Source organism: Paraconexibacter sp. (assembly GCF_059438195.1).
The window spans coordinates 1-17,044 of sequence record NZ_JBLKKY010000041.1 but is presented as its reverse complement, the minus strand read 5'-3'; the positions used below and the strand labels follow the sequence as shown (position 1 = coordinate 17,044).

Here is a 17,044-nt window from a genome sequence, read left to right as displayed (position 1 = left end):
GGGGCGGTCAGGCGGCGCGGTCGAGCGCCCAGTCGCGCTCGACGAGGCCGAGCTCGCTCACCGGCGGCTCGCCGAGCACGTACTCCGCCCAGATGCCGCCCCAGTCCGCCGCGCCGCGGACGTCGCAGGCGACGCCGAAGAGGATGTTCTCCATGCGTCGCAGGAGGAGCGCCTCCGGGGGCACGTCGAACGAGCGCATCATCTCGCGCCACTCCCCGCCGATCGCGAGGACGTCGTTCATGAGCCGGTGCGCGGCCGCGCCGTCGAGGCGCGCCGGCTGCTCCCAGTCGAAGAGGTAGGCGCCGCTGCGGCGCATGTGCTCGTAGAGGAGCTCGTCCGGGAAGTCCCAGCGGTCGGAGAGGTAGCCGAGGTCGGCCATCGCGGTGCGGACCCCGCGCGGGTCCTCGTCGCGGACCGCGCGGTAGACGGCGCCCTCGCGCTCGAGATAGCGGTCGGGCATGCGCCGCAGCATCCCGAAGTCGAGGAAGGCGACCGAGCCGTCCGACGGCCGGCGCAGGAAGTTCCCGGGATGCGGGTCACCGCACACGACCCCGAGCCGCGCCGCGGACCCGTAGTAGAAGCGGTAGACGATCTCGATGAAGCGGTCGCGGTCCTCGTCCGGGAGCGACTTCACCGTCGCGAAGGGCTGGCCGTCCTCCACGAGCTCGGTGACGAGGACGCGGCGGGTCGACAGGTCGGTCCGCACGCCGGGGACGTGGATGAACGGGTGCCCGCGCCACGCGCGCGCCATCTGCCGCTGGCCCTGGGCCTCGAGCTCGTAGTCGAGCTCCTCGGTGATGCGCTCGCGCAGCTCCTCGCCGACGGCGGCGGTGTCGAGACCCGGCGCGATCCGCCCGAGGAGGGGGAGGAGCAGGCGCATGTTGCGCAGGTCGGCCTCGACCGCCTCGGCGATCCCGGGGTACTGCACCTTCACGGCGACGGGCGTCCCGTCGTCGGCGATCGCCCGGTACACCTGGCCGATCGACGCCGCCGCGATCGGCTCGGTGTCGAGGTCGTCGAGGACGCGGGCGACCGGCGAGCCCCACTCCTGCGCCATGAGCTTCTCCATGCGCCGGAACGGGACGTGCGGCGCGCTGTCGCGCAGCTCGGCGAGCTTCGCCTTGATCCGCTCGGAGTCCTCGGGCTCGAGGCCGGGCAGGTCGACGGTCGAGAGGACCTGGCCGAACTTCATCGCCGCGCCCTTCATCGAGCCGAGCTGGGTGACGACCTGCTCGACGACCGCCGCCGTGCGCTTGCGCTGGGCCCGTGACCGGGCCTCGTCGCCGCGGGCCCGGTCGAGGACGCGTCCGCCGGCGACGCGCGCGCCCTGCCCGGCGACGAGGCCGCCGATGCGAGCGGTGCGGCCGAAGCCGGACTTGGGTGTTCCGTCCTGCGCCATGGGATCCCGAAGGGTACGGACGAGCGTCCCCCGGGGACCGCATCTCCTCAAGAGACGTGGCGCAGCGGCCGATCCCCGGGAGGATGAAGCGCGCGTTCGTCGTCCTCGCGGTCGCTCTCCTCGCCGTGCTCACGGTGCGGGCGCGGCTGCTCATGGAGCCGGGGATCGACTACCTCTACGACGCGAGCGACGCGATCGACGCGCTCGGCCGCGGCGACCTCCAGAGCTTCGCCGCCCAGCAGCCGCTCATGGGGAGCTTCTCGCTCCTCCTCCGCGCCCCCTTCGCCTGGCTCGTCTTCGACGCCGAGCTCGACACCGTCTACTTCGTGGGGGCGCTCCCGTGCGTCGCGGCGACCGCGATCGTCGGCGTCGTCCTCGCCCGCATCGCCGCGTCGGCCGGCCACGGCGTCGGCGTCCAGGGCCTCATCGCGGGCCTCTCCGTCCTCAACCCGATCACCTTCCGAGCCCTGCACTGGGGCCACCCCGAGGAGCTCCTCGGGGCCGCGCTCTGCGTCGGCGCCGTTCTCGCGGTCCTTCGCGACCGCGACGTCCTCGGCGCGATCCTGCTCGGGCTCGCCGTCTCGACGAAGCAGTGGGCCGTCCTCGCGATCCTCCCCGTCCTCCTCGCGGGACCGCGCCGCCCGGTGCTCGTCGCCGGCCTCGCCGGCGCGATCGGCGCCGCGCTCACGCTCCCGCTCCTCCTCATGGACGCGGGGCAGTTCGGAGTCGTCGCGACGAGCGTGACGGCGCAGGTCGACTACGCGCACTCGACGACGCCGTGGAACATCTGGTGGCCGCTCGCGTCGCTCGGCGACGTGCCCGACCGCGGCGCGCGCTTCCTCTCCCCGGAGTGGGTCCCGCAGATCTCGCGCCCGCTCATCGTCCTCGTCGCGATCCCGCTCGCGCTCGCGCTCCGCCGCCGCCGGGACCGCCGCCGGGACGACGCGCTCCTCCTCCTCACCGCGCTCTTCCTCGGCCGCTGCGTGCTCGACAACTGGAACAACGAGTACTACCACCTCCCGTTCGTGCTCTCGCTCCTCGCGTGGGAGGTCGTCCGCCGCCCGGGCCTCCCGGTGCTCACCGTCGCGGTCTCGGCGCTCCTCGGGCTCACCTTCTTCCCGCAGCACGACGCGCTGTTCGCCGACGCGGTCGCTCACGCCGGGCTCTTCTGGGCGCTCTACGTGAGCTGGACCGTCCCGCTGCTGGCCTGGCTCGTCGTCCTCCTCGTGCGCCCGGCCGTCCTGCCCCGGGCCCTGCGCTTCGCCCCGGCGGAGTCCGCGGGGGACCGGCGGGCGCCCGCGCCCGCCGCGGTCCTCACGCCTCCCGCACCTGCAGCGCCGGTCCCTCTCCCACGCTGAGGACGCGCTCGCCGCGCAGGAGCGCGAGGAGCTCCTCGCCGACGAGCTCCCTGCGCCAGCCGCCGAGCGCTCGCGCCGACGGCTCCGGCGCGCCGGTCCGCACGCAGGTGACGATCGCCTGGAGGTCCGCCCGCGTCGCGAGGAGCTCGTAGGCGAGCCCGGTCTCGAGCGCGCGTCCGCGGACGAGCGCCTCGCAGAGCGCGATGAGCGGCGCGTCCTGCGGGGTCGGCGCCGGGGAGCGCTCGACCGTCGACGGGATCGGGTCGCGCGACCGGCCGCGCTCGACCGCCTCGAGGATCGCCTTCCCGCGGCGGCGGAGGATCCCCTCGTGGAGCCCGCGGATCTGGCTGAGCCGCTCGGCGTTCTTCGGCTTGCGGCGCGCGATCTCGACGAGCGCGGCGTCCTGGAGGATCGTCGACACCGGCTTGTCCGCCTCGCGAGCCGTCTCCTCGCGCCAGGCGACGAGCTCGCGCGCGATCGCCCGCACCCCGCCGTCGAGGCCCGCGATCCGCGGGAGGCGCTCGAGGAGCGCGTCGACGTCGCGGTCGTCGGTGACGGTCTCGAGGACCCGGCACTCCTCGCGCGCCCACTCGAGGCGCCCGGAGGCCCGCAGGCGGTCCTGGAGCACGTCGGCCGCCTCGAGGATGTGGAGGACGTCCTCGCGGGCGTAGTCGACCTGCTCGGGGCTCAGCGGCCGCGCATCCCACTTCGTGAAGCTCGCCGACTTGCGCAGCCGCACGCCGACGAGCTCGGAGAGGAGGCCCTCGTAGCCGACCTGGGCCCGCATCCCGGCGAACCCGGCCGCGATCTGCGTGTCGAAGATGCTGCGGATCTCCGTCTCCCAGACGCGGCGCAGCAGCGCGACGTCCTGACGGCCGGCGTGGAGGACGATCTCCACGTCCGGGTCGGCGAGCACCCCGGCGATCGGGGCAGGGTCGAAGCCGCCCTCCTCGAGCGGATCGAGGACGTCGACGATCGCGCCGCCCTCACCGTCGTCGACGGCGACCTGGGCGAGGCAGAGGAGCGGCCGGTAGCGCCCCTCGCCCATGAACTCGGTGTCGATGCCGAGCCGCCCGTGCCTGCGGGCGTCGACGGCGATCCTCTCGGTGTCGACGAAGGCCATGAGCCGCCGACCCTACCCGTCGGCGTCGTCGGGACCGGCGATCCCGGGGAGCGGGACGTGCGAGGCGTCGCCGCGGATCTGCATCGGGTCGAACGTGCGCACGAGGTCCTCGGCCGTCGGCGTGTCGCCGGCCGGCCACAGCCCGACGCTCGCGGCGAGCGCTCCGCGCACCTCGTCGGGGGTCTCCCCGCGGGCGAGCCGGTCGCCGAGCGTCACGTCGCCGTCGCGCTTGGAGAGGCGCCGGCCGCCGGGACCCAGGACGAGGGGGACGTGCGCGTACCGGGGGACGCCGAGGCCGAGGCGCTCGGCGAGCCACACCTGCCGCTGCGTCGTCCCGGCGAGGTCCGCGCCGCGCACGACCTCCTCGACGCCCTGCGCGGCGTCGTCGACGACGACCGCGAGGTTGTAGGCGTAGGCGCCGTCTCCGCGACGCAGCACGAGGTCGTCGACGACGCCCTCGCCCGGCCCGAGGAGGACGTCCTCCCAGGTGACGTGCGCCTCCCCGGCGCGCACGCGGAGCGCGGCCGGCCTCCCGGAGCGCTCGCGGTCGGCGCGCTCGGCGGCGCCGAGGTCCCGGCACGTCCCGGGGTAGGCGCCCTCGGGAAGCTCGCCGTGGGGCGCGCTCGCCGCCGCGCGGATCTCCGCGCGGGTGCACCAGCACTCGTACACGAGACCCTGCGCGCGGAGCGCCTCGACCGCCTCCGCGTAGACGGCGGAGCGCTCCGACTGGCGCAGGACCTCGCCGTCCCAGTCGATGCCGATCGCGGCGAGGTCGGCGAGCTGGCCCTCCTCGTGCTCACGCCGCGAGCGCCCCGTGTCCAGGTCCTCGATGCGCATGCGGAAGCAGGAGCCGGTCGAGCGCGCGAAGAGCCACGCGAGGAGGGCGGTGCGCAGGTTGCCGACGTGCAGCGGTCCGGTGGGGGAGGGGGCGTAGCGGCCGTCCACCGCGGGGACGGTAGTCGTCCGCGTCAGTTCGCGGCCGGCTGGTGGAAGCCGCCGGGCGGGACGCTCGCCCCGTCGGTCGCCTCCGGCGACGCCGCGCGGATGATGTCCGTGTCGCGCCGCACCGCGGTGTACTCGGGCATGAGGCCGAGGAGGTTGAGGACGCTGCCGAGGACGCAGTTGAGGCCGAGGAGGCCGCAGTTGATCCGCGGGAGGTTGATGTGCGTCGTGCCGCTGCCGTCGACGAAGACCGCGCCGCGCACGTCTCCGCCGTTCGAGAAGAGCACCGACTGGTTCGGCGGGCTCGAGATGTGCGGCGTGCCGTCCGTCTCGCGGTTCGCCGCGTAGAGGACGCCGTTGAACCGCCCGAGGACCCGCACCCGCCCCCGCCAGACGACGAGCGCCTTCGCGGTCCGGGTGCTCGTGATGTCGCAGCGGCCGCTGCCGTCGCCGACCTGCTCGATCCAGACGACCTTGCCGCTGAGGTCGGCCGTCGGCTGGCACTCGGCGCCGTCGTTGCGGGTGGCGAAGTAGGTGCCGCCGGCCATCGCCTCGGCGCGCCACGCCTCGAGCTGGGCCTTCGTCGCGACGTGGCGCGAGGTGTCCTGGACGAAGCGGTCGGTGCCGAGCAGCGTGTTGAGCGGGCTGAGGCCGAGCATGTCGACGCCGCCCGCGAGCGACGCGAGCGTGCCCGCGAGGCAGATCTGCCCCTCGAGCAGGTGGAGGATCCCGCAGCGGACGGCCACCTTCGCGGAGTTGTCCTCGATGACGCTGTCGCCGTCGTTGAGGAGCCCGCCGACGACGCCGAGGAGGCTGTTCCCGGTCGAGAGGAGCGTCCCGAGCGTCGAGTGCACGTCGCTCGTGCCGAACGAGCCGGTCTTCACCGCGTAGTCGGTCGGCAGCGGGAGCGTCACCCGGTCCGCGCGCACCTTGAGCGCGACGGTCTTCGTGGAGCCCGCGACGGTGGCCCGGCCCCGGACCCACAGCCAGTCGCGCGTCGCCGTCGCGGTCTCCGCGTAGGCGACGCGCGAGTCGAGGTACGCGTCGCTCCACGCCTCGGTCGTGCTGCTCACCCGGCAGACGTTCACGCTCCAGTCCCCGGCGTCCTCGCCGTAGCCCTGCTCGACGACGTCGGCGAGTGCCGCGCCGAACGCGTTCGTCGCCCCGTCGTCGTAGGTCTGGTCGCCGGAGCCGCAGGTCGCGGCGTCGCTGCCGCTGCGTGTCCGCGCCGCGCTGCTCTGCCAGTGCTCGGTCGAGGCGAGGACGAGCGCCGCGCTGCGCGCGACCCCTTCCGCCGCGTTGAACGCGCGGTTGTCGGCGCGCTCGCGGCCGGAGGCGCTCGACTGCGTGTCGACGATCGAGAGCATCGCGAGGCCGAGCCCGAGGAGCAGGGCGATGAGGACCATCGCCGGGACGAGGATGAACCCGTGCTCGCGGCCCGTGTCGCCGATGGCTCGACGGCGCGTCATCCGAGGTTCCTCGGCGTCACGGCGCTCGTGAGGCGCAGCGTCCGACCCTCGACGTGCTCGATCGCGATGGTCACCATCACCGTCTCCACGTTCGTGGCCGCGCAGCTCGCGGGCGAGGCGCAGCCGCTGTAGGCGAAGAGGCGCTCCTCCTCGCGGACGCCCTCGGGGAGGACGTCCCCGTAGGTCCAGCCGCCGCTCGTCCCCGACGGGCAGTCCGCGCCGGGATCGGTGAAGCCGCCGGTCATCTCGCCGCGGCGCAGGGCGCGCTGGCCGGGCGCCGATGTCGACGCGCCGGTGCAGTACCGGATCCAGCCGCCGGCGGCGTCGGGGTCGCGGAAGATGACGTCGTGCGGGCGGGCGACGGCGATCGGCGTGATCTCCCCCGGCGACGCGGACGCGTTGATGGGCGGCGCCTGCCGCAGGTCGGTCGCGAGCGTCGCCATCTCCGTGCGCATCCGGTCCTCGGCGTCGGTGAGCCGCGTGTTCGCGGCCGAGCTCGAGGTGAAGTTCTCCGCGGTGTCGAGGACCGCGAAGAGGACGACGAGCGCGACGGCCATGACGATGAGCTGCTCGACGAGCGAGACGCCGTCCTGCGCCCGCAGGCGGGCGGCGAGGCTGCGGTGACCGGTCACGAGGGCCTCGGGACGATCGTCGTGAGCGTCACCGACTGCGTGTCGCGCGGACCCCACGAGGCGGTGACGGCGACGCGCCGGGCGCTGTCCGCCGGAGCGGTGCCGTCGGGGACGGGCACGACGGGCCGGCCGCCGCACAGATCGGCTCCGAACGAGCCGCCGAGCGTGCCGAGGAGGACGTTGACCGCGCCGTCCTCGCCGACGAGCGGGTCGAGGACGGCGTCGAGCGGCGCGGTCGGTCCGAGGAGCGTGCACACCGCGCCGGCGAGCGCCCCGCCGACGCACAGGTCGACGGACACGAGGAGCTCGATCGTCACGCCGATCGTCGGGTCGTCGGTCGCCCGGATCGAGCAGGAGCCCGACGAGGTGGTCGTGGTCGTGCCGCCGCCCGACCCGCCGCCGGCGGACCGGCACAGCGTCAGGGTGGGGTCGATGACGCGCGGCCGGCTCGAGGGGGCGAGGACCGAGCAGGCGGTCACGTCGAGGTCGATGCGCGGCGGGCTCCCTTGACCGGTCGCCGAGCGCCCGGACGGGATCGTCCAGCGCGTCGCGGTCGTCGCGACGCTCTCGCGCGCCCCGGTCGGGTCGACCGCGGCGCGCAGGGCCTGCGGCGCGAGGCCCGGGGTGAGGTCGCCGTAGTCGACGGCGTGGGCCCGCTCGACGACCTCGCGCGCGATGTTCGTCGCCGCCTCGCGGCCGACGGTGGTCGTCGTCGTCCCGTTCGCGCGGTCGACGAGGGTGAGGATGCTGAGCAGGCCGAAGGCGAGGATGACCGCTGTCACCATCACCTCGACGAGCGTGAACCCGTCGTCGTGACGGAAACGCGATACGGGTCGCATCCCGCCCCTCATCGGCAGCTTCCCGAGATCCGGTGAGAGCGGTGGACGGACGACCGACCCGCGGCCGCGAGGCCGGGTCGCTACTGTGCGCCGTCGTGGCCGAGGACGCCCCCGACACCCGTCAGCAGTGCACGCCGTGCCGCGGCACCGGCACTCTCGTCTCGCGCCTCGGGGGCTCCGAGCACAGCGTCACCTGCCCGTGGTGCGAGGGCTCGGGGAGCTTCATCCCCGAGCACGACGCCCAGGAGGCGGGCGAGCGGCTGCGCTCCGAGGCGGGCTGAGCCCCCCCCCCGCCTCGTCCTCAGGGCGCCTCGCGGCCGGGGACGCCCGTCGGCTCCGGCACCCGGGGGCGGGACGCGCGCTTGCGCCGCGCCCTGTCCTGCGTCGGCTTCTCGACCTTGTACCAGCTGAGCGACGCGACGATGAGGGTCGGCACCGCCACGACCGCGAGCGTCCCCGGCGTCGACGAGGGGAGGAGATCCTCCGCGCGCAGCGACACCATGAACGGGACGTGCCAGAGGTAGATCCCGTAGGAGACGATGCCGATCCACACGAACGGCGGCCAGACGAGGAACCGCGCGGGGCGCGCGGAGATCCACGCCGCCACGACGATCGCCGCGAACCCGAGCGCCGCGCCCGTGTCGCGCCACTGCACGCGGTCCGCGCGCGCGCCCCAGTCGGCCGCCCACCAGGCGCCGAGGAGGACGGCGAGGATCCCGCCGGCGTAGAGCGACCACAGGATCGCGCGCGAGGACGTCCTCCAGCCGTACGCGACGACGGCCGCGAGCATCCCGAGCGCGAAGTAGGTCGCGAAGGCGGGGACCTGCTTGGAGAGCACGTAGGCGTTGAGATCGGGATCGGCGGCGAGCCACGCGTTGAAGGCGACGCCCCCGCCGAACATGACCCCGCAGGCGACGAGGAGCCCCGTCCGCCCGCGGTGCCAGAGCTTGCGCATCGCGATCCAGCCGAAGATCGGGAGGACCGCGTAGAACATGAGCTCCGTCGCGAGCGACCACATCGGCGGGTCGAGCTTGAGGACCGTGTCGGTCTGGAAGTTCTGCCCGAAGACGAAGTACGTCCAGAGATCCTCGCTCGGCGGCAGCCGGATCGCCGGGTCGTCGCCCCGGCGGCCCGACAGCAGCGCGATCGACCCGAAGAGCGCGAGGTAGTACGCGGGCGCGATGCGGGCGGCGCGCCGCAGCGCGTAGGGGCCGAGCCTCGGCGACGGGCGCTTCTCGATCGCCGCCTTCACCCACGGCGTGAAGAGGAGGAAGCCGCTGAGGACGAAGAAGCACGTCAGCCCGAGTCGCAGCTCGTGGATCGTGTCGTCGAAGAGCCCTTCCCGGCGGCTCGAGAACGGCTCGGTCCCTGCCTTGTAGAGCCACGCGTGGTAGGTGATGACGGCGATGCAGGCGAGGCCCCGCAGCCCGTCGAGGGCGTCGGCGCGCCGCTCCAGCGTGGACTCGACGTGCTTCACCGCGGGCGGACGACGAGCGTGCCGAGGCGCTCGTCCGAGAGACGGCGGGTGACGGGGAAGCGGCCGGCGCGCTCGAGCGGGACGAGGATCGGCGTCTCGAGCCCGGGCCCGATCGGCACGTCGACGCCGAGCTCTGCGATCTCCGCGCGGCCGGCCTCGTCGGTGCGGACCGTGAGCGCGAGGACGTCGCCGACCATGGCCTCGACCGGCTCCTCGGACGGCAGCGTCGCCTCGACCCGGTCGACGGTCGCGGGAGCGGGGCCGGCCGAGGGCGGGGCGGACGCCTCGTCGTCCCCGGAATCGGGGCTCGAGGCGAGCAGGCCGGCGACGGAGAGGACGAGCAGCACGAGGGCGAGGTAGAGGAGCAGGCGGCGCGCGACCACTCGCCGGATCGTCGCAGATCCCTGCCGGACCCCGTCCGTGGCGCCGTCCTCCCGCCGCACCGGCGGTGCGTAGGACGAACGTCCAAGTGCTCAAGGGCTTCTGGGGAGGCGCCGATGGGGGACGTGTCAGAAGCCAGAGCCAAGGTGCCAACGGCAAACCGTCCGTGAGGGCGGGACGCAAAGCCACGGGCCTCGCACACGTGAGGCAGCCGAGCTGCCACCGGGCCGGGAAGGACCCACGGGGGCGGAGAACCGCGGAGCTGGCGCAAACCACAGGTCCCAGATCCCAGGAGGATCACATGCTGCAGAAGTTCCGCAACGACGAGGGTGGCTTCACGCTCATCGAGCTGCTCGTCGTCATCCTGATCATCGGCATCCTCGCCGCGATCGCGCTCCCGACGTTCCTCGGTCAGCGCGACAAGGCGAAGGACTCCGCCGCGAAGTCCGACGCCCGCAACGCCGTGACCCAGCTCGAGTCGTGCCTCGTCGACGAGCGCCAGACGCCGACGAACTGCTCGTCCTCGCCGCAGGTCCTCCTCGGCAGCACGGTCACGGGCACCGGCGGCAGCGTCAACATCACGACCGCCGACAGCTACACCGTCACGGCGGCCTCGGAGACCGGCAACGCGTTCACGATCACGAAGACCGGCGCCGGCGTCTTCACCCGCTCGTGCACGACCGCCGGCAACGGCGGCTGCCCGACGAGCGGCTCCTGGTAGTCGGCTCACCGACATCAGTCGCTTCACGACGAGGCGGGCCCCCGGGCCCGCCTCGTCCGCGTTTCGGTGAGGGGGCGGTCCCGTGGCGGGACCGCCCCCTCACTCGTTCCACGATCGGTGGGGCACCCGTCCAGCCTCCGTCCAGCAACTGGGGAGGGGGCCATCGACCACTCGTCCAGATCCCGCCGGATGAGTCGTCGCCGGTCGAAAGAGGCCGACACAGGGTGCATGGAGCGTCCGGCGTCCCTCCGCTGCGAATCCGGTCTCACTCTCGTCGAGGTGATGATCGCGACCGTGATCCTCCTCGTCGGGATGCTCGGCACGGTCTCGATGCTCGACATGGCGAACGCCGTGACGACGACGACGAAGGCTCGCGAGCAGGCCGTCTCGCTGCAGCGCGAGATCGTCGAGGAGGTGCGCTCCGTGCCCTACGACGCGCTCGTCCCCGCCGCCGTCGTCTCGAAGGTCCAGGCGACGCCCGAGCTCGCCGACTCGACGCCGACGGGCGGAGGCTGGACGATCCGCCGCCGCGGCTACGACTACACGGTCGCCGTCGGGGTCTGCGACGTCGACGATGCGGCCGACGGCACCGGAGATCACGACGGCACGCTCTTCTGCGCGAGCGGCAACGGCCAGACGACCCCGGAGGAGTGCCGCGAGCTCCTCGGCGTCGACGGCAGCATCCAGGGCACGAACCTCGCGGCGACCGCCGGCCTCAGCGTCGGCGACTGCGGCATCGACCTCGACCTCGACGGCACCGTCGACAACCTCACCGAGGCGAGCGTGGGGATCTGCCTCCTCGTCTGCCCGCACGAGGGGACCGACACCGTGCCCTCCGACTACAAGCGCCTGGTCGTCCTCGTCCGCTGGGACAAGGGCGGCGGCACGCGGTACTCGCTCCAGGCGACCGCGATCGCGAACCCGGGTCTCGCCGCCGCGCCCGCCGTCGTCTCCGTCACCCCCGGCAACGCGTCGCCGATCTCCGGAGGCTCGAGCGTGAGCTTCACCGCGGCGACGAACGCCCCGGCGGAGAGCGCCGCCTGGTACGTCGACGGCACCGCCCAGGGTGCGGCGACCGGCGCCGACACGAGCTGGTCGTTCACCTGGCAGCTCGGCAGCGTGTCGAGCGGGTCGTCGCCGAACGAGGGCGAGGTCCTCGACGGCACGTACCTCGTCGGCGCGAAGGCCTTCGACCGCTTCGGCCAGTTCGGCTCGATCCGCCAGACCGCGATGACGATCAACCGCCGCGTCCCGTACCCCGTGAAGGACTTCGACGCCGGTCTCAACAACGGCGTCGTCGACTTCGAGTGGCGGGCGAACTCCGAGCGCGACATCATGGGGTACCGCGTCTACCGCAAGAGGCCGCTCTCCACGCCCGTGATGGTGTGCACCCTCACGAAGGCGACGAGCTGCCGGGAGACGAGCCCGCCGGCCGGCTCGCACACCTACTACGCCGTCGCCGTCGACACGACGCCCGGCACCCCGCTGCGCGAGGGAGCGAAGTCGAACGACGCGACGACGTCGATCTTCAACTCGCCGCCGAGCCCGCCGTCGAACCTCCAGGTCTCGACCGCGAGCGGCGTGCCCGTCCTCACCTGGGACGCCGGCTCGGACTCGGACCTCGGCGACAGCGTCGAGTACTACCGGATCTACCGGGACGGCACGACGATCGCGTCGCGCTTCGACCGCACGGGCACCGGGTCCGAGCTCACCTACACCGACGCGACGGCGAAGGGGACGAGCCACACCTACTGGGTCGTCGCCGTCGACGAGAACATGGCCGAGAGCACCTTCCTGGGACCGGTGACCGGATGATCCGCCGCCTTCGCAGTCGCCTGGGCGAAGAGCGCGGCGAGAGCCTCACCGGGCTGCTCGTCGCGATGAGCCTCCTCGTCATCGTCCTGGGCGCGACGCTCTTCACCTACGAGAGCGCGCGCAGCGACCAGAGCGAGGCGAGCGTGCGGGTCGACGCGCAGGACGCCGCGCGGCGCACCGTCGAGGAGCTCTCCCGCGACCTCCGGAACCTCGCGAGCCCGACGCTCGAGCAGCCGCAGGCGTTCGACGCGGTGAGCCCGAACGACATCGTCTTCAAGACGGTCGCGCCGGAGAGCCCGGGCGCGGGGGAGAACCTGCTCAACGTCATGCGCCGCCGCTACTGCCTCGACGACGCGAACAAGCGCCTCGTCACGCAGACGCAGCACTGGACGACCGCGAACCCGCCGGCGGTCCCGTCGACGGCCGGCTGCCCCGCGGCGGGCTGGAACGGGACCGACACGGTCGTGGAGGCGATCGTCAACGGCACGCGCCCGGTGTTCTCGGTCGATGCGACGAACCTCAGCGAGATCACGTCGATCCACATCGACCTCTTCGTCGACGACGACGGGACCGACACGGTGCCCGAGACCTCGATCAGCTCCGGCGTCTTCCTGCGCAACCAGAACCGCCACCCGGTCGCCGCGTTCACCGCCACGGCCTCGACGCAGGGCATCGTGCTCGACGGCTCGGCGTCCTACGACCCGGAGGGCCAGCCGCTCAAGTACGAGTGGTACGACGGCGGCGTGCTCGTCGGGACCGGCATCAGCTTCACCTACGAGGCGGCCCCGGGCACGCACTCGATCGTCCTGCGCGTGCTCGACCCGGCCGACCTCGCCCACGACAGCAACTCCCAGGAGATCTCCGTCACATGACGACCCGCCGGCTCAGCGCGCTCACCCGCCTCCGCGACGAGACCGGCATCGCGCTCATCAGCGCGATGCTCCTCATGAGCGTGATGATGGGTCTCGGCGTCGCCACGCTCGCGCTCATCGACACCCAGGAGGCCGAGTCCGGCGTCGTGCGCACGCGCGAGACCGCGTTCAACCTCGCCGAGGCGGCGATGAACGCGCAGATCTTCCAGATGTCGAACGACTGGCCCGGTGAGGGGATGGCGGGCAACCCCTACCCGACCTGCACGGAGGGCTCGACCCACCCGCGGTGCCCGTCGCAGGGCGACATCGACGCGATGTTCGGCGCGTCGGACGTCGGTCCCGACGCGACGTGGTCGACGAGCGTCCACGACAACGACGGCGGGACGAACGAGCACCACTACACGGACTCGACGACGGGCTCGAAGCCCGGGTACGACGGCAACGGCGACGGGAAGGTGTGGATCCGCTCGCAGGCGTCCGCGCGCGGCCGCACGCGGACGCTCATCGCGCTCGTCCGGGCGCAGGAGGTGAGCGAGGACCTCCCGCGCGCCGCGATCATCAGCGGGCGCCTCGAGATCTCGAACAGCGGCCACAAGGCGCTCATCGACGCGCGCGCCGGCTCGAGCGAGAGCGGCATCGTCGCGGTGCGCTGCGTGCCTCAGCTCTTCGAGCTCTCGGCGTGCCTCGGCCACAAGCTCACCGGGCTCGACCTCACGAGCGCCCTCAACGGCCTCCTCTCGCTCCTCAACAAGCAGATCTCGCCGAACATCGCGCAGACCGGCTACGACGACGAGCCGGCGATGGACGTCGACGCGCGAGCGCGGCTGAAGGCGCGGGCGATCGCCGACGGCACGTACTACCCCGCGGGCACCTGCCCGCCGGTCGAGGGCCTCAACGGCGCGATCGTCTACATCGAGAACGCGACGTGCCACTACCAGTCGAACACCGACTTCAACTCGAAGGACGAGCCGGGGATGATCCTCATGGCCCAGGGCCAGCTCTGGATCGACGGCACGGCGACGTACCACGGGATCATCTACCACGCGAACGAGAACGACTCGACGGGCGAGGCGTTCCGCGTCCACGGCAACGCGACGATCGACGGCGGCGTCCTCGTCGACGGCGACGCGACAACCGTCGCAGGCTCCTCGCACCTCAACCTCGCGCTCAACCCGAACGCGTTCAGCGCCGTCCGCTCCTACGGCACGGCCGGCATCGTCCAGAACACCTGGCGCGAGATCATCCCCGCGAACTAGCCGGCGCGTTCCGACGGGCGCGGCTCAAGCCGCGCCCGTCCTGCGCCGATCACGAGAACGACATGCTCGTCGCCGCACTCTTCGCGCTCCTCTTCGGCCTCCTCATCGGGTCTTTCCTCAACGTCGTCGTCCACCGCCTCCCGCGCGGCGAGTCGATCGTCGCGCCGCGGTCGCGGTGCCCCGAGTGCCGGACGACGATCCGGGCACGCGACAACGTCCCCGTCGTCTCGTGGCTCGCCCTGCGTGGCCGCTGCCGCGACTGCGGCGCCGCGATCCCCGCGCGCTACCCGCTCGTCGAGGCGCTCACCGGGCTCCTGTGGGCGGGGGTCGTCGTCGTCGCCTGGGACGACGCCGCCGACATCGCGCTCGGCCTCGCGCTCGTGACGCTCCTCGTCCCGATGACGCTCATCGACCTCGAGACGCGGCTCATCCCGAACCGGCTCCTCGCGCCGTTCGCCGTGCTGGCGCTCGGCCTCGGCCTCGGGCTCGACCCCGACGGCGTCCCCGAGCAGCTGATCGCCGCTGCCGCCGCGGGCGGCTTCTTCTTCCTCGCCGCCCTCCTCTACCCGAAGGGCATGGGGATGGGGGACGTCAAGCTCGCCGCCGTCCTCGGTCTCTACCTCGGCCGCGCGGTCGCGCCCGCCGTCTTCGCCGGGCTCATCGCCGGCGTCGTCGTGGGCGCCCTCATCATGGCCCGTCTCGGCGTCGACGTCGGCCGCAAGGTCGCCGTGCCGTTCGGCCCGTTCCTCGCGCTCGGCGCGCTCGTCGCGATCGCCGTCGGGGACGGCGTCGTCGACAGCTACCTCGAGACCTTCTGACCTTCCTCCAGCGGGGTCCTGGCCCGTCCGCGTCCGCGCCCGTCGCGGGCGCGGACGGCGCCGTCCCGCGCCCGTCCCGCCGGGCGTCCGGGACGTGTCCAGGTTTCGTCCGTCGTACTCAAGTCTGGGTGATGGCTGGACGAAATGAGGGCTGGAGGCGCCCCGCCTCACTGCGAGCAGCACCGCGTCCGATCCCCACGGGAGACCCATGGCCAAGACACCGAGCACACTCGTCGGGCTCGAGCTCGACCCCGGCGGCGTCCACGTCGCCGCCGTCACCACGAAGGGCGGCCTGCACGTCACGGAGGCGGTGACCGCTCCGCTCGCGGCCGACGTCCTCCGCGACGGTGAGGTCGCCGACGTCGACGCGCTCGCCGAGGCGCTGCGCGGCATCTGGCGCGATCACAAGGACCTCGACAAGCGGGTCCGGATCGGCATCGCGAACCAGAAGGTCGCCGTCCGCGTCCTCGAGCTGCCGCCGATCTCCGACCCCAAGGAGCTCGCCCAGGCGGTGCGCTTCCAGGCTCAGGACGAGATCCCGATGCCGGTCGACGCGGCCGTCATCGACTTCCAGGCCCTCGACGTCGTCACGACCGACAACGGGCCGCGCCAGCAGGTCGTCGTCGTCGCGGCGCGCCGCGACATGATCGACCGCGTGCTCAAGGCGGTCCGCGACGCGGGCCTGCGCCCCGAGGCGATCGACCTCTCCGCCTTCGCGATGGTGCGGGCGCTGCACCGCAGCGCGATCGCCGACGGCTCCGACCCCTCCGACACGGTCATGTACCTCGCGATCGGCGGCCTCACGAACCTCGCGGTCGCGCAGGGCACGACCTGCCGCTTCACCCGCGTCGTGAGCACCGGCGTCGAGGCGATCGCGGTCGAGCTCGCCGAGCGCCGCCGGCTCTCGCTCGAGCACGCCCGCGGCTGGCTCGAGCACGTCGGCCTCGAGGTCCCGTCGGACGCGATCGAGGGGGATCCCGAGATCGTCGCCGACGCCCGCATGTGCCTCGACGAGGGCGTCCGCCGCATCGCCGCCGAGGTCCGCAACAGCGTCGACTTCCATCACGCCCAGGGCTCGGGGGCGCCGGTCGCCCGCGTCGTCCTCGCCGGTCCCGCCGCCGGGATCCCCGGGTTCGCCGAGATGCTCTCGAACGAGCTCGGCCTCCCGGTCGTCGTCGGCCGGATCGAGGGGGTCCAGCCCGAGATGCAGGCTCGCGTCGCGGTCGCCGCGGGCCTCGCGATCCCCGAGGAGGTCGCAGCATGAAGGCCGTCAACCTCATCCCGCAGGACGAGCGCCGCGGTGGCGGCGGACGCCTCGGCGGCGCATCGGGGGGCGCGGTGTACGCGCTCATCGGGGGCCTCGCCGTCCTCGTCGTCGCGCTCGGCGTCTACCTCCAGGCGGGCAAGACCGTCGACGACCGCAAGGCGGAGCGCGCCGCGGTCGAGACCGAGGTCGAGTCGCTGCGCGCGAAGGCCGCGCCGCTCACCGAGTACGTGACCTTCCGCGCGCTCGCTCAGGCCCGGGTCCAGACCGTCACGAGCCTCGCCTCGAGCCGGTTCGACTGGGGCGAGGCGTTCCGCGAGGTCGCGCGCGTCCTCCCCGAGAAGACGTGGATCACGACGCTCACCGGCACGGTGCAGCCCGGCACGGCCATCACCGGGGCCGGCTCGGCGGGCGGACTGCGCGCCGCGCTCCCCGTCCCCGCGATCGAGATCGCGGGCTGCACGACGAGCCAGCCGGGCGTCGCCCGCACGATGACGGCGATGCGCCGCATCGAGAACGTCGAGCGCGTCGCGCTCTCGAGCTCCGAGAAGGCGGGCGCCTCCGGCGCCGGCGGCGACGACTGCCGCCAGGGCCGCGAGTCGTTCCCGCAGTTCCAGATGGTCGTGTTCTTCGAGGCGCCGGAGGCGCACAGCGCGCGCGAGACCGAGCTGTTCGGCG

Annotated in this window: 17 protein-coding genes and 1 riboswitch; of the genes, 9 read left to right on the top strand and 8 right to left on the bottom strand. The window is 73.3% G+C overall.

What is annotated here, in order from left to right:
* Positions 1-7 precede the first annotated feature (7 nt).
* Positions 8-1,399: an ABC1 kinase family protein gene (locus ACME2J_RS14290; RefSeq protein ID WP_495545601.1), complete on the bottom strand. Its 1,392-nt coding sequence runs from the start codon at positions 1,397-1,399 to the stop codon at positions 8-10.
* Between the two features lie 83 nt (positions 1,400-1,482).
* Here ACME2J_RS14290 and ACME2J_RS14285 point away from each other — a divergent pair, with 83 nt between their 5' ends.
* A complete protein-coding gene (locus ACME2J_RS14285) occupies positions 1,483-2,757 on the top strand; it encodes a glycosyltransferase 87 family protein (RefSeq protein ID WP_495545600.1) in 1,275 nt (424 codons plus the stop codon).
* Here the strand turns inward: ACME2J_RS14285 and ACME2J_RS14280 are convergent.
* Genes ACME2J_RS14280 through ACME2J_RS14260 form a run of 5 tightly spaced genes read right to left on the bottom strand, consistent with a single transcriptional unit; the run spans position 2,714 to position 7,762 of the window.
* Positions 2,714-3,880: a ribonuclease D gene (locus ACME2J_RS14280; protein WP_495545599.1), complete on the bottom strand. Its 1,167-nt coding sequence runs from the start codon at positions 3,878-3,880 to the stop codon at positions 2,714-2,716. The genes ACME2J_RS14285 and ACME2J_RS14280 overlap by 44 nt on opposite strands.
* 12 nt (positions 3,881-3,892) lie before the next feature.
* A complete protein-coding gene (gene gluQRS / locus ACME2J_RS14275; RefSeq protein ID WP_495545598.1) occupies positions 3,893-4,825 on the bottom strand; it encodes a tRNA glutamyl-Q(34) synthetase GluQRS in 933 nt (310 codons plus the stop codon).
* Positions 4,826-4,848: 23 nt separating this feature from the next.
* Positions 4,849-6,291, bottom strand: coding sequence for a hypothetical protein (locus tag ACME2J_RS14270; RefSeq protein ID WP_495545597.1), 1,443 nt, complete (start codon positions 6,289-6,291; stop codon positions 4,849-4,851).
* Positions 6,288-6,923, bottom strand: a complete 636-nt coding sequence (locus tag ACME2J_RS14265; RefSeq protein WP_495545596.1) for a PulJ/GspJ family protein — start codon at positions 6,921-6,923, stop codon at positions 6,288-6,290. Before ACME2J_RS14265 ends, ACME2J_RS14270 begins: the two co-directional genes overlap by 4 nt.
* On the bottom strand, positions 6,920-7,762 hold the full coding sequence (locus ACME2J_RS14260; RefSeq protein WP_495545595.1) for a type IV pilus modification PilV family protein: 843 nt from the start codon (positions 7,760-7,762) through the stop codon (positions 6,920-6,922). Before ACME2J_RS14260 ends, ACME2J_RS14265 begins: the two co-directional genes overlap by 4 nt.
* A 95-nt stretch (positions 7,763-7,857) precedes the next feature.
* Between ACME2J_RS14260 and ACME2J_RS14255 the strand changes: the two genes are divergently transcribed.
* Complete coding sequence (locus ACME2J_RS14255) at positions 7,858-8,043, top strand: YuiA family protein (RefSeq protein ID WP_495545594.1); 186 nt, start codon at positions 7,858-7,860, stop codon at positions 8,041-8,043.
* Positions 8,044-8,063: 20 nt separating this feature from the next.
* Here the strand turns inward: ACME2J_RS14255 and ACME2J_RS14250 are convergent, their stop codons facing one another.
* Together ACME2J_RS14250 and ACME2J_RS14245 are read right to left on the bottom strand one after the other, a co-directional pair.
* Positions 8,064-9,239 carry an acyltransferase family protein gene (locus ACME2J_RS14250; RefSeq protein WP_495545593.1) on the bottom strand — a complete coding sequence of 392 codons (1,176 nt, stop codon included), beginning with the start codon at positions 9,237-9,239 and terminating at the stop codon, positions 8,064-8,066.
* Positions 9,236-9,622: a hypothetical protein gene (locus ACME2J_RS14245; protein ID WP_495545592.1), complete on the bottom strand. Its 387-nt coding sequence runs from the start codon at positions 9,620-9,622 to the stop codon at positions 9,236-9,238. Before ACME2J_RS14245 ends, ACME2J_RS14250 begins: the two co-directional genes overlap by 4 nt.
* Before the next feature lie 142 nt (positions 9,623-9,764).
* A riboswitch (cyclic di-GMP riboswitch) is annotated at positions 9,765-9,844 on the top strand.
* A gap of 77 nt (positions 9,845-9,921) precedes the next feature.
* On the opposite strand from ACME2J_RS14245, the gene ACME2J_RS14240 reads away from it, so the two are divergent.
* The 7 genes from ACME2J_RS14240 to ACME2J_RS14210 form a co-directional block, all read left to right on the top strand.
* Positions 9,922-10,341 (top strand): type IV pilin protein, encoded by a 420-nt coding sequence (locus ACME2J_RS14240; protein WP_495545591.1) that lies wholly within the window; start codon positions 9,922-9,924, stop codon positions 10,339-10,341.
* A gap of 189 nt (positions 10,342-10,530) precedes the next feature.
* The gene (locus tag ACME2J_RS14235) at positions 10,531-12,156 is read left to right on the top strand and encodes a prepilin-type N-terminal cleavage/methylation domain-containing protein (protein WP_495545590.1); all 1,626 of its coding nucleotides are present in this window, start codon (positions 10,531-10,533) and stop codon (positions 12,154-12,156) included.
* Entirely contained in the window at positions 12,153-13,028 is an 876-nt protein-coding gene (locus ACME2J_RS14230) for a PKD domain-containing protein (protein ID WP_495545589.1), read from the top strand. The genes ACME2J_RS14235 and ACME2J_RS14230 overlap by 4 nt, the downstream gene beginning before the upstream one ends.
* The gene (locus tag ACME2J_RS14225; protein WP_495545588.1) at positions 13,025-14,284 is read left to right on the top strand and encodes a pilus assembly PilX family protein; all 1,260 of its coding nucleotides are present in this window, start codon (positions 13,025-13,027) and stop codon (positions 14,282-14,284) included. The genes ACME2J_RS14230 and ACME2J_RS14225 overlap by 4 nt, the downstream gene beginning before the upstream one ends.
* 62 nt (positions 14,285-14,346) lie before the next feature.
* Positions 14,347-15,102 (top strand): prepilin peptidase, encoded by a 756-nt coding sequence (locus tag ACME2J_RS14220; protein ID WP_495545587.1) that lies wholly within the window; start codon positions 14,347-14,349, stop codon positions 15,100-15,102.
* A 208-nt stretch (positions 15,103-15,310) separates the two neighbouring features.
* Positions 15,311-16,366, top strand: a complete 1,056-nt coding sequence (pilM, locus tag ACME2J_RS14215) for a type IV pilus assembly protein PilM (protein WP_495545586.1) — start codon at positions 15,311-15,313, stop codon at positions 16,364-16,366.
* Positions 16,363-17,044: PilN domain-containing protein (locus ACME2J_RS14210; RefSeq protein ID WP_495545585.1), on the top strand; the 682-nt coding region annotated here is incomplete at its 3' end. The genes pilM and ACME2J_RS14210, both read left to right, overlap by 4 nt.